12 protein-coding genes are annotated in these 15,156 nt (G+C 38.7%); 8 read left to right on the top strand and 4 right to left on the bottom strand.

All coding sequences use genetic code 11. From position 1 onward, the window contains the following. Nucleotides 1–2 precede the first annotated feature (2 nt). Genes HII17_RS16075 through HII17_RS16060 form a run of 4 tightly spaced genes read right to left on the bottom strand, consistent with a single transcriptional unit; the run spans nucleotide 3 to nucleotide 4,722 of the window. Nucleotides 3–1,571: a TIGR03016 family PEP-CTERM system-associated outer membrane protein gene (locus tag HII17_RS16075; RefSeq protein WP_169076393.1), complete on the bottom strand. Its 1,569-nt coding sequence runs from the start codon at nucleotides 1,569–1,571 to the stop codon at nucleotides 3–5. Further along, a complete protein-coding gene (locus HII17_RS16070; RefSeq protein ID WP_169076392.1) occupies nucleotides 1,555–2,445 on the bottom strand; it encodes an XrtA-associated tyrosine autokinase in 891 nt (296 codons plus the stop codon). Before HII17_RS16070 ends, HII17_RS16075 begins: the two co-directional genes overlap by 17 nt. Further along, nucleotides 2,445–4,046: an XrtA system polysaccharide chain length determinant gene (locus HII17_RS16065; protein ID WP_169076391.1), complete on the bottom strand. Its 1,602-nt coding sequence runs from the start codon at nucleotides 4,044–4,046 to the stop codon at nucleotides 2,445–2,447. Before HII17_RS16065 ends, HII17_RS16070 begins: the two co-directional genes overlap by 1 nt. 37 nt (nucleotides 4,047–4,083) lie before the next feature. Then, on the bottom strand, nucleotides 4,084–4,722 hold the full coding sequence (locus HII17_RS16060) for an XrtA/PEP-CTERM system exopolysaccharide export protein (RefSeq protein ID WP_169076390.1): 639 nt from the start codon (nucleotides 4,720–4,722) through the stop codon (nucleotides 4,084–4,086). 208 nt (nucleotides 4,723–4,930) lie between these two features. Between HII17_RS16060 and HII17_RS16055 the strand changes: the two genes are divergently transcribed. Genes HII17_RS16055 through HII17_RS16020 form a run of 8 tightly spaced genes read left to right on the top strand, consistent with a single transcriptional unit; the run spans nucleotide 4,931 to nucleotide 15,156 of the window. After that, nucleotides 4,931–6,334 (top strand): TIGR03013 family XrtA/PEP-CTERM system glycosyltransferase, encoded by a 1,404-nt coding sequence (locus HII17_RS16055; RefSeq protein WP_169076389.1) that lies wholly within the window; start codon nucleotides 4,931–4,933, stop codon nucleotides 6,332–6,334. A gap of 28 nt (nucleotides 6,335–6,362) precedes the next feature. Next, nucleotides 6,363–7,181 (top strand): XrtA system polysaccharide deacetylase, encoded by an 819-nt coding sequence (locus HII17_RS16050; RefSeq protein ID WP_169076501.1) that lies wholly within the window; start codon nucleotides 6,363–6,365, stop codon nucleotides 7,179–7,181. A gap of 11 nt (nucleotides 7,182–7,192) precedes the next feature. Beyond that, nucleotides 7,193–8,227 (top strand): FemAB family XrtA/PEP-CTERM system-associated protein, encoded by a 1,035-nt coding sequence (locus HII17_RS16045; RefSeq protein ID WP_328824558.1) that lies wholly within the window; start codon nucleotides 7,193–7,195, stop codon nucleotides 8,225–8,227. 7 nt (nucleotides 8,228–8,234) lie between these two features. Continuing rightward, nucleotides 8,235–9,467: a TIGR03087 family PEP-CTERM/XrtA system glycosyltransferase gene (locus HII17_RS16040; RefSeq protein WP_235938890.1), complete on the top strand. Its 1,233-nt coding sequence runs from the start codon at nucleotides 8,235–8,237 to the stop codon at nucleotides 9,465–9,467. After that, a complete protein-coding gene (xrtA, locus tag HII17_RS16035) occupies nucleotides 9,467–10,909 on the top strand; it encodes an exosortase A (RefSeq protein WP_169076388.1) in 1,443 nt (480 codons plus the stop codon). The genes HII17_RS16040 and xrtA overlap by 1 nt, the downstream gene beginning before the upstream one ends. Before the next feature lie 3 nt (nucleotides 10,910–10,912). Continuing rightward, nucleotides 10,913–12,055 carry a TIGR03088 family PEP-CTERM/XrtA system glycosyltransferase gene (locus HII17_RS16030; RefSeq protein WP_169076387.1) on the top strand — a complete coding sequence of 381 codons (1,143 nt, stop codon included), beginning with the start codon at nucleotides 10,913–10,915 and terminating at the stop codon, nucleotides 12,053–12,055. Nucleotides 12,056–12,073: 18 nt separating this feature from the next. Further along, complete coding sequence (locus HII17_RS16025; protein WP_169076386.1) at nucleotides 12,074–13,987, top strand: XrtA/PEP-CTERM system amidotransferase; 1,914 nt, start codon at nucleotides 12,074–12,076, stop codon at nucleotides 13,985–13,987. Continuing rightward, complete coding sequence (locus HII17_RS16020; RefSeq protein WP_169076385.1) at nucleotides 13,984–15,156, top strand: glycosyltransferase family 4 protein; 1,173 nt, start codon at nucleotides 13,984–13,986, stop codon at nucleotides 15,154–15,156. Before HII17_RS16025 ends, HII17_RS16020 begins: the two co-directional genes overlap by 4 nt.

The following is a 15,156-nucleotide window of genomic DNA, read 5'->3' as shown; positions in this document are numbered from 1 at the left end:
GGTTAGAAATCTTTCTTAATGGAAATGGTTGCGCGAGTTTCGTCATACTCTCGGCTAGTAAAGTTTGACGTACGCATTAAATGTCGAACATCAATATCGAGCGAGAGCAATCTAGCTAACTGACGGGAATAGCCGATATTGTAGCTGCGATAATAGTCTTGTCGGTCAGCGTTGGTATCATTATTGGTAGTGTAGTAATCATTTCGTGTAAATCGAAACCCTAAATTTAAGTCACTTCTCGGACTGAGTTTTCGACTGGCATCTAGTGATACAGTGACAAATTCTTGAGTATCGCCAGAATTTAGCTCTTCTCTTTCATTGCCTGAAACTCTGAAATTAAATGTTGTACGCGTAAAGGCCAGTTCTGAGTCCCAAGAAAGTGTTTTATATAAAGAAAATTGGTTATCTTCTATTGCCCTTATACCCAATAAAGGTGCCTCAAAAAACAGCTCTGGGTTGTCTACTCCATCGAGAGTGTCTAAGCAGTCATCAATCGTTATTTGTTGATTAAACGGACAAAATACTGTTGATTCAACAAAGGTTTCAAAGCGATCACGTTGGAACGCTTGAATTTGCTCGTTATAGCTAATGGTATTGGTAAGGCGCTTATTTCTATGGCTGATATTTAGTCCGTAAGAGTCGCCAAAGAAACGTTGATTATAGTTAGCGGCAATTTGCGTGCGAGTTGTTGGCTGCCAGCTAAAATCGAAGGCGACATAATCGTCACTCAATTCCGGATCTTCTGCGTTATTATAGGAAATATCAATTTCCATCAGTGATAGTGGTTGCCATCTAAAGCCAGCCCCTAGAGATTCACCTTGTTCTAGCGAGTTATTACTGATTGAGCCAGTATAACTTTCGTCATAATAGCGGATAAAAGGGTTGAGTTTCCAATTAGTAATTAAGCCTAATTTTGCTTCTATTCGGTAACTTCTTGCAGATTGGCCTCTATTTTTTCGGTCAGAGTAACTGCCATTTAAATCCCAAAATATTGTCCTGTGGCTAGTACCATTTTGAAAGCCTAGCGAAGTGGTATAACCGTTACTTTCGCCGACTTCGTCATCTGAACGCGAGTCATTATAGGAAATGGAAGAGTTAAAGAGAAAATCAGAATTTATAATCTGATAATTTAGTCCAGCACCATAATTGGTAGTTCGAACGGTATCTCCTGAAATTAAATCTGCGGCAAAGTTTTCACCATTACTACGAGGGACATTGGCAATCGCACCTGTTAATGATAGCGACGGCCCTTTTTCCCACGGTGTAATATTGATGTTGGTATTTAACGTTTCATGACCATCGTTTTCATCACTGTCATGACTAAAGAACAGATGGGAATAATATGCATTTATTTTAGCATCAACCATCGCTGAGTCGATTTCACCTTGAAGCCCAACGTTGGCTTTTGAAACAAAGCTATCTTCTTCATCGAAACTATCTAAGTTTACGTTATCGGTAAAAATTTCTTCTACGCTAATAAAGGGTGAAATATTGTTATCAGCCGCCATAGATAAAGGCTGAATAAACAAATTTATTAATATTGGTAATAGAAACTTATTTCTTACGGCCATAGCCATATCCATAATAGCCATAAATATCTTTGCTAGTTTTTATTGTCTTATTAAGCACAAAACCAACTGCGAGTTCTTCGTCTAATTGCGATGTAGCGCGTTTGATATCATCAAGCTTGGTCTTAGATTCTTCAGCGACGACAACTGCTTGACCAACTAAGCTTGCCAGTACTGGTGTTTCGGTTACCCCTAAAAGTGGCGGGCAATCAAATACAACAATACGATCTGGATATCGCTGAGATAATTCTTTAGATAGCTGCGCCATTCGATCACTCGCCAACAATTCATTGGTTAGATGGTGTGCTCTACCAGCTGGCATAATTCTTAAGTTTGGAATATTGGTCGGATAGATAATTTCGGCTACATCATCTGAATTACCGCATAAATAATCTAACAGGCCAGTGTTATTTTCGAATTCAAGTTCACGATGTAGGCTGGGTCTTAAAACATCTGCATCAACCAACAGAACTGTTTTATCTTGCTCTAAAGCAATACTCAGCGCGAGATTGATTGAAATAAAAGTTTTACCTTCATTCGGATTTGCACTACTGACCATAACTAAATTACTTTGTCGCAACGTTTTAGCGGCAGGGCCGAAAGCATTATTCAGTAATTTTCGTTTGATATGTCGAAACTCTTCTTGCTGATGATGAGCTGTACCGCCGCTATGAAGAAAGCCTCGTTCGGTTAATTTATCATTATCAATATAAATTTCAGCTTTTGCTTCATTAGCTGCTGAGTTACTACTAGGTTCAACTACTACAGTTTGTTCCTCAGACTTAACAGGTGCTGATTGCTTTATCTCTTCCGTGCTCTCTGGCTTATTAGCTAATGTTTTTTTATTTTTAGCTAATGCTTTTTCTATGGTACTCATTAGCCAAACACTCCTTTTAACGGTGTCTGAATAGCATCAGGGAAAGCAAAATAGCTGATAAACAACATTAAAATAACTAAAAGTATTAAATTGGAAACCATAAACAGCGCCGTTTTCTTCTTATGCCAATTGTGAAGGCCAAGGTTTTCATTCGCAGATACCGTACCAAATACCGGTATACCAGTCACTCTAGCCATTTGTTGGCTTGAAGTGACCACAGGGCTAATTTGACTCATTAATAATGATAAGCCGATACCAACGCCAATGCCGAGGATGGTTATGCCTGCAAAGAAAATAAATCTTGGAGGCCCTGAAGGTTGAATAGCTGCTCTTGGTGGGTCGATGACTCTAAACTGAATCTTGTCAGTGGTTTCATCAGCCTGCTGGGCTAGTTGTGCCGTTTCTTTTCGGGCAAGTAATTCTTCATACTTTGCTTTGGTAATACTATAGCCACGATTCAATGCCGTTAATTCGGCTTCTATCTCTGGTAATGAATGTACTTTATTTTCGAGTTCTGTAACTCGAGTTTTAAAGTTATTCACTCTAACTGTTAAAGAGGCCACTTCATTTTCATATTGATTGGCTTGAATTTTTAGCTCTTGATAAACAGGGTTTTTATCAACACTTGTTATGCTTGTATTATCTTCATTGGCACTTGACTGAACTGAGGCATAATACTCTTCAATTTCTTTAGTGCGTAAAGTAGTCAACTCTTCAAGCCTTCTTTGCAGCTCTCTGACTTCAGGGTGATTTTCAGTATAACGAAGCAGTAATGAATCCATACTTTGTTCAAGTTGTTGGATACGAGAATCATAAGTCGTTGTGACACTACTATTACTTTGTACCCGACTTGAAAACAGGCCAAATACTGGCTCTTCACCTGCCAATTGTGCTTTTGCAGAATCAAGACGAGTTTTTGCTTCAGCGAGTTGCAGTTGGGCTGTTTCTAATTTCGTCTGTTCTTGCTTAAGTGCAGCGTAAAAGCCACCATTATTGCTAAGTAATACGTCTCCATACTTTTGCTTAAAGTTTGTTAGTCTTGTTTCTGCTGCAATTAGCCGGTTCTCGTAGTCTCTTAATTGCGTATTTAAGAACTTTTGTGCTTCATCAGAATCACTACGAGTCTCTCCTAGCGTATTCTCAATAAACACGGTTAATGTTGCTTGAACAATATTTTTGGCTACTTCTGCATCTTTATTTTCAATAGAGATCGTGAAGATATTTTCGCGCCCTTGCGGTGAGAATTTAATATCTTTCTTTAATTCGTCTATTATTTTGTCGTATTCTTCCGTGGTTGCAGCCTGCACATCCAAATCCGTCATCCTCGAAATACGCTCTAAATTCGGCCTACTTAGTAAGGTTCTAACCATTAGCTGAATTTGAGTGTTTGGATTTGTTTCGACGGTTAGACCTCTCAATAACGGCCTTAGTAAAGACTGTGTGTCAACATACACTCGTGCTGAAGACTCATAAACATTAGGCATTTGTGCGACAAAATACCAACCTAACGGACAGATAGCCCAAGTCGCTATAATAATATAGCGACGTTTAATCCAAATTCCTTTTAGATAGTCTACTATCTGTTCAAGTAACTCTTGCATTCCTGACCTCTATACTAACAGGCAATCGCTGTAATTCTTATAACCATGTTTCTGGTACGATAATGATATCGCCAGGTAACATGTCAACATTCGCTTCTATTTCGCCATCTTTTAATAAATCGTCGATAGCTAGTTCATATTGTTTTTGTTGACCATTTTCAACGCGAACCAAAATGGCATCATTGCCGTCAGCAAATTCTGTTAAGCCGCCAACTTGAATCATGACATCTAGTAAAGTCATATTCTTTTTATAGCTGATAGATTGCGGCTGAGTTGCTTCACCAATTACTCTGATTTGTTCGCTAAACGGGCCAACAAATCCACCTACTGTTACAGTAACGATAGGGTCTCGTAAATAAGTGCTCAATGTTTGCTCTATTTCTCTTGCAAGCTCTGTCGGTGTGCGTCCTGAAACTGGAATATCTTCAACTAATGATGTTGTAATCATGCCATCAGGGCGAACGGTGAATGTACCGGAAACCTCAGGGTTACGCCAAACGAAAATATTAACTGAATCGCCAGCGCCGATTAAATAGCGATACGAATCTATATCTGTTGTTTTTGATGGGTGTAATGTCGCCTGTGGCAATGTAGGTACTGAACTACAAGCTACTAAAAATAAGCCAAAAGCTAATACAGTCATTGATTTGATGACGCGGATAAATCTATTGTCCATGGTTAATACCTTTTAATACCCAGTATTTATAGTTTTATTGCTAATCGATTGTATTGTATTTTTTTTAATGTTGCACACTTTTTAACAAATGATTCATCTTATTTAAAATGTGTGAAAATAAAGTTAACTTTGTTAAAGTAATAAAGCTCAGAGCTCACTTATTTTCCCACGCTGTGTGAGGAGATAATTAAAGGAATAAAATAGCATTATGCCAGCAAGTACGTTTCGAGATTTATCACTTGGTAGTAAGTCATTGGTTTTACTCGAATTGCTCGTTTTTATGGCGGGTATATTGTTAGCGATTAGTGTTAATGGCTGGCTTTCCTTTGTTGAACAAATGACATTACCATCTAATGTGATGTTCATTTATGCGTTAGTTTTTGCGCTCATATCGCAACTTTCTTGTTTAGCGCTTGGTCTATACAACTCAAAGCTAAGAGAAAGCTTTCGCGGGTTATTTCGCCGTATCCTTTTATCGATAGCGGTTGCTTTTAGCATCGTCACTATTATTAACCCTTTTTATGGTCAATTTGCGTTAGCTATCGAAATACTGGGCGTAGCTTCCTTTTTAAGTTTACTACTTATCGTTGTTATTCGTTACACCGCCTATAGTTTAGATTTGTTTGGTTTAAATAAACGAAATGTTTTGATTTTGGGGGCAGGTGAGCGGGCGTCGATTATTGAAAAACGTATGCGTAGAGATGTTGACAGGCAAGCGTTTAAGGTTCACGCATTTGTTAAAATGGGTGGCGATAGCGAAGACGGTATTTCACGAGAAACAAAAATAGATTTAGAAGGCTCTCTAGTGAATTACGCGCTAGATAATGACATTGACGAAATTGTTGTAGCGAGTGACGAGCGAAGAGATAACTTACCCGTTGATGAATTGTTTGCTTGTAAAATTCGAGGAGTTGAAGTTACTGAAATTCTTGACTTTATCGAGCGTGAAACGGGTCAGATAGCAGTTAATTTAATTTATCCAAGTTGGGTCATTTATTCGAATGGCTTTGCATCAAATAATTACTTAAGAAACGCTTTAGATTGGCTGTTCAATGCGTTAATTGCCTTTGTGCTGCTGCTGATTACTTGGCCTGTCATGTTAGTTACTGCATTAATGATTAAATTAGATGATGGTTGGTCAGCCCCCATTTTCTATCGACAAGAACGAGTTGGTGTCGACGGTCAGCCGTTTCATATTGTTAAATTTAGAAGTATGAGAGTTGATGCTGAAAAAAATGGTGCGAAGTGGGCAACCAAAGATGATGACAGGACAACACGTATTGGCCACTTTTTACGTAAATACCGTGTTGATGAGTTACCACAGATATATAATGTAATGTGCGGTGAAATGGGCTTTGTTGGTCCAAGACCTGAACGACCTGAGTTTGTGCAGTCGTTGGTTAAAACGATTCCATATTACAATGAGCGTCATAATGTTAAACCAGGCTTAGCTGGTTGGGCGCAATTGAAATACCCCTACGGCTCTACTGAAGAAGACGCGCTAGAAAAATTAAAATATGACCTATATTACATCAAACACCGCAGTTTCTTCCTTGATTTACTTATTTTAATTCGCACTTGCGAAATTGTCGTATTTGGTAAGGGCAGATAATTCAGTGAACAAGGTTACCAAGCATGCAATGACGGTGGACGTGGAAGATTATTTTCATGTATCGGCATTTGAAGGGCAATTTAAACAACAAGATTGGCACAACCTTCCGTTAAGAGTTGAGCGCAATACCTATCGTTTATTAGAGTTATTCGAACAGCATAATGCAAAATGTACATTTTTTGTGTTGGGGTGGGTTGCGGAAACCTGCCCTAATTTAATTCAAGACATAGTGAAGCAAGGTCATGAATTAGCCAGCCATGGGTATAACCATCAACGTGCACTTACAATGACTCCTGAACAATTTCGAGACGATGTATTGAAAAGCAAAGATTTGCTAGAGACAGCAGGTAGTACAGAGATTATAGGCTATAGGGCACCAAGCTTCTCAGTGAATGAATCGAACCAATGGGTATATCAAATACTTAGAGATATAGGGTTTGAATATAGCTCAAGCACATACCCTATTCATCATGATCTTTATGGCGTACCTAGTTGGCCTAGGTTTAAATATATTCGCGAAGAAGGCATAGTCGAAATTCCTATCCCTACCTTGAGAAAAAATGATGCCAATACGGGTATTGGTGGTGGTGGTTACTTTCGCTTGTACCCTTACGCTTTTTCAAAGCGTCGAATTGATAAGTTTATTGCTCAGGAAAATCAACCTTATAGTTTTTACTTCCATCCATGGGAAATAGATCCTGAGCAGCCTAAAGTAGAAGGTGTGTCGTTTAAATCTCGTTTTAGGCATTACATTAACTTGTCGAGAATGGAGAATAAAATAGTAAGGCTATTGCAGGACTACCAGTGGTCTACTATGCAGGATGTGTACTTTAATCAAGGAAGTTAGAGAGAGCTGTTGTGTCTATTAGTATTGAAATTTGTACGTTAACCTCAGAACATCAAGAGTGGGATGATTATGTTCGTAGTCATTCTGAAGGAAGCTTTTTTCACTTAAGTGCGTGGCAAAAAGTGGTTGATGAGGTGTTTGGTCACGATTGTTATTTTCTATATGCGAAAAATGAGCATGGAATCGTTGGGGTCTTACCCTTAGTTGAAGTTAAAAGTAGCTTGTTTGGGCATGCGCTGGTTTCTACACCATTTTGTGTTTACGGCGGTGTTGTGGCGGATAACCAAGAAGTAAAAAGTGCGCTTGAGGCATACGCCTGTGAGTTAGCAGAGCAACTTCAAGTTGATTATTTAGAGTTGCGCTACCGACACGAACAACAAAATAACTTTATACTCAAGCAAGCGCATAGCACTTTTGGTTGCGAAATTGCTGATTCGGCAGAAGATATACTGGCGAATGTTAAGAAGAAACAACGCGCTGTTATTCGTCACTCTTTAAAAAATGAATTGCTGTATTCACATGACCATAACATTGATGACTTCTATCATTTATTGTCGATTAGTTATCGTAATTTAGGTACACCTATATTCACCAAGCAATATTTCGCGTCATTAATTAAGCACTTTCAGCAAGATGTAGATATTACGACGATTAAAGACAAAGACAATAAGTTGTCTAATGCGGTAATGAATTTTTATTTTAATGATCAAGTATTACCATATTACGGTGGTGGAGACGCTAATGCTAGAGCACTAAAAAGTGCCGACTTCATGTATTATCAAGTACTCTGCCATGCGAGTGAAAAGGGATGTAAATGGTATGATTTTGGTCGTAGTAAAAACGGCAGCGGCCCGTATAAGTATAAAAAAAATTGGGGGATGCAGCCGGAACTCCTGCATTATTACTACCATTTAGTAAATGCTAAAGATTTGCCTAATTTAAGCCCGAATAACCCAAAATATAAGCTCTTCATTCGTATGTGGCAAAAGTTACCTTTGTCGATCAGTCAGTGGATAGGGCCCTTCCTATCTAAGTATTTAGGATAATAGTTTGATGAAGAAAAATATGAGCAAGGAGCCACTATTATTTTTATGTCATCGAATTCCTTTTCCGCCAAATAAAGGCGATAAAATTCGTTCATTTAATATTTTAAAAATGCTTAATGAACATTTTGACGTGTATTTAGGTTGTTTTGTCGATGATCCTTATGATGAGCGTTATATTGGCGAACTTAAAAAATATTGCAAAGAGCTTTTTTATCTCAATCAGAATAAAACCCTCGCTAAGTTAAAAGGACTTAGTGCGTTTCTTTCAGGTAAGGCGATTACACTACCGTATTATTTTGATAGAAAGATGGCTAACTGGGTTAGTGAAACAGCTGAACGCAAAGCTATAGCGAAAGTTTTTATTTATTCTTCTTCGATGGCGCAATATTGCCAAGGAGATGCGTTTAACCAGTGCCATAGAGTAATTGATTTTGTTGATGTCGATTCAGATAAATGGCGCCAATATGCTGAGAAAAAATCAGGTATTAGTAAGTTCGTATTTAATCGAGAGTATAAAAAGTTAGCTGAATATGAAGATTTGGTTTGCCAGCAATTTGATATAAGTTTGTTTGTATCACCTGATGAAGCAGATTTGTTCAAAAACCGTCAACCCAAAGAGCATCAAGACAAGGTGTCAGGTTTATTAAACGGTGTTGACGTTAAATTTTTCGATCCGGATGTAGAGTATCATCAAGAACCTTTGGTACCGAATTCACCGTTTATTAGCTTTACGGGAGCAATGGATTACTGGGCCAATGTGGATGCAGTACTTTGGTTTGTTGAACATGTTTGGCCTGATATTAAAAGAAAAGTTCCTGAAGTTAAGTTTGTTGTTGCTGGTGGCAATCCCAGCAAAGAAATTTTAGCCCTAAAAAAAGATAGTGCTATTGTCGTGACTGGCAGAGTAAATGATATGCGTCCATTTATTGAACAAGCTACCTGTGTAGTTGCGCCACTAAGAATTGCTCGGGGTATTCAGAATAAAGTGCTTGAAGCCATGGCACTTAATAAGCCTGTGGTTTGCACATCAATGGCCATGGAAGGTATCAATGCTCCGGAAAATCATTCGGTACGAGTAGAAGATAACGCGGCGGTATATGCTAATGCCTGTGTTGAATTGCTTAATTCAGATATTCCCGCAAATAATCGTCAGTGGATACTCGATAACTTCACTTGGGAATCAACATTAGCTCCCCTGCAGGAATTATTAGAGTTCAACGAAAACAGAGAGGCGAATTGATGTTAGTTACCAGTACACGATTTCTTGGTTTTCTGTCTCTACTAATTTGCGGATGGTTAGTGCTCTATTGGCAAGGCGTCGTGGCTATGGAAGAGATTTGGCGTCGCTCTGATACCTTCGCACACGGCTATTTCATTCTACCTATTAGTCTTTGGTTAATTTATCGCGATCGAGCTTTTCTTAAAAGTGCAGTTGCTGCTCCTACTGCGATAGCACTATTGCCTTTATTCGGCAGCTGTTTTATTTGGTTGTTCGCTTATGCTGCAGATATTAATGTGCTGTTGCAGCTGGCTACGGTATTTTCGCTTATTTCGATATTATGGATGTGTTTAGGACACCAATTAACCTGGCGTTATAAATTTCCTTTAGCTTATTTGCTTTTTGCAGTGCCGATGGGAGAGAACTTAATTCCATTACTGCAAGATGTGACGGCGTGGATTACCGTATTCTTACTGAAAGTGCATGGCATTCCAGTATTTAGGGACGGTTTATATATTCAAATCCCTAACGGTTTGTTTGAAGTAGCCGTAGCATGTTCTGGTATTCGTTATTTGATTGCTTCGATGGCGGTTGGTACCTTATTCGCCTATCTAAGTTATAGCTCATTTAAAAAACAGATTATTTTTATCGTTTTTTCTTTTGTATTACCGATTATAGCCAACGGTATTAGAGCTTATCTTATTGTGATAATTGCTCACTACTCAGACATGAAGTATGCAACAGGTGCCGATCATTTAGTCTATGGATGGATCTTTTTCGGTTTTGTAATCATGTTGATGTTTTGGGTTGGCGGTAAATTTGTCGACTCTGAAGCTAATAAGGCAACGTTTACTTCAAATGAAGCCGGCAAACATTTTAATAGCAAAGTGCTTCCAACTGGGCTAATAGCTGGTTTGTTTCTTATTGGTACTTGGTCAATTCAACATAATTTACCGGTAATTCAGGCGCCTGAAGAGCCGCAAATAGATATTGCAGGATTAAAAAATGTAGAAAGTTCGAATTGGGGTATTAATTTCGAACAGCCAGTTAGAAAAGCTCATGTGAAACTCGAGCAAGGCGAAGAGATTTTTTATGCAAAATATGGCAATAAGCAAAATAGTGGTGAACTAGTTAATCATGCAAATAAGCTTTATAACCATGATGCATGGACTGTCGTAGAGCGGGTAACCTTTGAACTGGAGAGTCGTAAAGTAAGATTCTTATTGCTAAGAAATACTGCTGGAAGAGAACGTGGCGTAATTTACTGGTATAAAGTTGGGGATTTAACTTTTGTTAACTCAGCGTTCACTAAGCTTTATCAAGCCTTTAGCTTATTATCAGGACAAGCTGATGTCGCTGAAGTATTCGCATTTTCTACTGAACAATTTGATGGCGCGGAACCTATAGAAAAGCTTAAATCTATTGCTCGTACTGGACAATTGCAGTTAGAGGCGATTAGGTAATTTATGTCATCCAATCAAATCCATATCGCGCATGTTGTATATTCATTTGCTACTGGAGGCTTAGAAAATGGCATGGTTAATTTGATTAACCATCTACCTGAAGATCAATATTTTCACAGTATTGTCTGTATAACTGATCATGACGCTGAATTTTTACAACGAATAACAACCACAAATTTCAAAATTTATGATTTAGAAAAGTCTCCAGGACATGGACTCAGTTGGCTATTTCGCTGTTGGAAGTTATTGCGTCAATTAAAGCCTGATATATGCCACTCACGTAATTTGAATCCATTAGAAGCGCAATTGGCAGCGTTTATGGCTGGAGTGAAAGTGCGTATACATGGCGAACATGGTTGGGATATAAATGATTTAGGGGGGAGTAATACTAAGTACCAAAAGCTAAGGCGTTTGCTAAAGCCCTTTATATCTCATTTTATTGCATTGTCGAGTGAAGCTAAGCAATATTTACATAACAAAATTGGCGTGCGATCAGAGAAAATTAGTCAGATTTGTAATGGTGTCAATGTTGAGAAGTTTTCGACAGAGAACAGACCAGCTGTTTTGCCTGAAAACTTTGCTTCTCAAGGCTCTATAGTCTTTGGTACCGTAGGTAGATTAGCCGCGGTTAAGAATCAAACACAATTATTAGAAGCATTTCTTAAGCTGTGGTCTGCGGAAGATAAATATAAAGACACAATAAAGTTGATTATTGTCGGTGATGGCGAACTAATGCCAGAACTAGAAAGATTGGTGGAAGATTATAATGCCCAGCAAGTGGTTTGGCTTGCTGGTCTAAGAAAGGATATACCGGAACTTATGGCCGCAATGGATGTTTTTGTTTTACCTTCGTTGGCGGAGGGTATTTCAAATACCATTCTAGAAGCCATGGCGAGCGGTTTGCCTGTTGTCGCAACCAATGTAGGCGGCACTAGCGATTTGATTTTCCCGCAGCACCAGACAACGCATTTAGTTGATGCAAACAATGTTGTTGCTTTAGCTGACGGGTTAAACATTTATGCGAGCCAGCCAGAAAGAGCGTCAGATGAACAAGCAATGATACGAGATTATTGCGTGGAAAATTTTAGTATTGAGCATATGGTACAAAGCTACCATAGCGTATATCAGCAAACTGCTGGGAAATAATAAACTAAGGACAAAAAAATGTGTGGAATTGCAGGAATATTTCATTCATCAAATGAAGTTGCAGTTGAGCAAAGCCTAATTCAATCGATGAACGACCGACAAAAACATCGTGGTCCTAATGCTGGCGACTATTATTTTGCAGATGGCTTAGCACTAGCACATCGACGCTTATCTATTATTGATTTAGAAGGTAGTCCACAGCCAATGACTAGCGCCTGTGGTAAAGCGGTCATAGTTTTTAATGGTGAAATATATAACTTTAAAGGGTTACATGAAGAATTAAAGTCCAAGGGCTATCGATTTAATACGGTCGGTGATACTGAAACCATTTTAAATGCCTACTTAGAGTGGGGAGAAGAGTGCGTTAGTCATTTACGCGGCATGTTTGCTTTCACTATTTGGGATCTTGAAAAGGAAAAACTCTTTATTGCACGCGATAGGTTAGGTATTAAGCCATTTTATTATAGTATTTTAGATGGTACTGAGTTTATATTTGGTTCTGAATTAAAAGTACTCACAGAGCACCCTAAGCTTGATAAAACAATAAATGAATTAGCCGTTGAAGACTTCTTTGCCTTAGGATATATACCAGATCCAAAATCTATATTTAAATCCGTTCATAAATTACCACCAGGTCATACGCTAACTATAGATAGAGTTTCATTTAAAGCAGAGGTTAAGCAGTACTGGGATGCGACATTCGCTAAACAGTCGAATGAGTCATTTGAATCTTTGCAAGAAGAGCTTATAGAAAAACTTAAAGAAGCGGTAGATATCCGCATGGTAGCAGAGGTGCCACTAGGCGCTTTTCTATCAGGTGGCGTAGATTCAAGTGCGATTGTTGCTTTGATGGCTAACCTATCAAAAGATCCTGTTAATACTTGTTCGATTGGTTTTGACGTTAAAAATTTTAACGAAACTGAATTTGCAGAAATGGTAGCAGACCGATACAAAACTAATCATGAAGTAAAAACAGTCGCGAGTGATGATTTTGATCTTATTGATACATTAGTGGGGGTTTACGACGAGCCTTTTGCTGATAGCTCAGCAATTCCTACTTACCGTGTTTGCCAAATGGCAGCCGAGCAAGTGACTGTGTGTCTATCTGGCGATGGTGGTGATGAATTATTTGCCGGTTACCGTCGTCACCGTTGGCATATGCTTGAAGAGAAAATACGCCAGTTTGTGCCACATAGCTTAAGAAAGCCAGTATTTGGTTTCTTAGGTAAATACTACCCGAAGCTAGATTGGGCACCAAAATTTTTGCGCGCTAAATCGACTTTTCAAGCATTACAACGTAACTCGATAGAAGCTTATTTACATAGTGTATCCGTAACAACTGACGAATTACGCGATAATTTATTTAATAACAAATTCAAGCAAAAATTGGCTGGCTATCAGGCTATATCTGTCTTTAATGAACACGCGAAAAACTTTGATGGCAAAGATCCATTATCGCTCATTCAATATATTGATATGAAAACCTACTTACCAGGCGATATTTTAACAAAAGTAGATAGAGCGAGCATGGCTCATAGCTTGGAAGTGCGTGTGCCAATTATCGATCATAAGTTCTTAGAGTGGTCGAATACCATTCCCGCAAAGTATAAACTGGTTGATCGTGAAGGTAAGTTTGTTTTTAAAAAGTCGCTTGAAAAACATTTGCCGGAAGATGTTTTATACCGAGATAAAATGGGTTTTGGTGTACCCGTGAGTAAATGGTTTAGAGGGCCACTTAAAGAGTCGCTTCGTCAACGAGTGCTACACGGTAAATTAGTAGAACTTGATATTTTTAATCAGGTATTTCTAACCAAGATCGTTGAAGAGCATATTTCCGGCGTGAAAGAACACAGTGCGGTGCTTTGGTCACTGATGATGTTTGAAGGCTTTTTAACAAATATGCTTGGTAAAAGTGAAGACTTAGCTGCATGAAATTGCTTACAGTAACATCGCTTTTTCCGAATCATATTGAGCCAAATTTGGGTATTTTCATCAATACTCGTCTTAGATATTTACGTACTAAGTATCCAGATATTGAGCATACGGTGATAGCACCCGTTCCTTGGTTCCCTTCGAGTAATGAACGTTTTGGGCAGTATGCTAAATATGCGCAAGTAAAGTCGCAAGAAGTGCGTGAAGGTGTGGATGTTTATCACCCTAAGTATTTAGTTATCCCTAAAGTTGGGATGTTATTTACGCCTTTTACTATGGCATTTGCTATTTGGCGGCAATTAAGGCGTTTAAGAAAACAAGGCAAGCAATTTGAACTCATTGATGGTCATTATTTTTACCCTGATGGTGTGGCCATAGCATTAGCGATGAAGCTTTTGAAATTACCTTTTACTTTGACGGCTCGCGGCACGGATTTAAACTTAATCCCACAATATAAATTGCCAAGAAAATTAATTAATTGGGCAGCAGAAAAAGCGGCACATTCAATTACTGTATGTGCGGCTTTAAAAGATGTCCTGATTGAAATGGGGCATGCCAAAGATAGCGTTACGGTGATGCGCAATGGTGTTAATTTAGATTTGTTTTCTCCTGCAAGCAATCGCCAAGCATTAAGAGAAAAGCTAGATATTACTGGCACTACGTTAATTAGTGTTGGTTATTTAATCGAGCGAAAAGGGCATCATTTAATCATTGAAGCGTTAACTGAACTGCCCGATGTTAATTTAGTGATTGTCGGAAACGGACCATGGGAACAGAAGTTACAGCAACTTGCTCTTAGATATAATGTGGCAGAGCGTGTGAAATTTGCAGGTTCATTGCCTCAAAAGCAGGTAGCCGAATACTTTCAAGCTGGTGATATAGGCATGCTAGCTTCTAGTCGAGAAGGTTGGGCTAATGTGCTTTTGGAATCGATGGCTTGTGGTTCTCCTGTTGTCGCGACAAAAGTGTGGGGCACACCTGAGGTTGTTGCTAAACCAGAAGCCGGAGTATTAGTTGAACGAAATGCCAAGGCATTAGCAGATGGCATAAAGCAATTATTAGCACAAGGCATAAATAGAGATAATACACGCGTTTATGCAGAACATTTTAATTGGGATGAAACTTCAGATGCCCAATATCAGCTATTTAATAGGATTTTAAGTTCGTAG

This window comes from Thalassotalea algicola (assembly GCF_012932965.1).
Lineage (GTDB): Bacteria > Pseudomonadota > Gammaproteobacteria > Enterobacterales > Alteromonadaceae > Thalassotalea_F > Thalassotalea_F algicola.
This window is presented reverse-complemented; position numbering and strand designations above follow the sequence as displayed.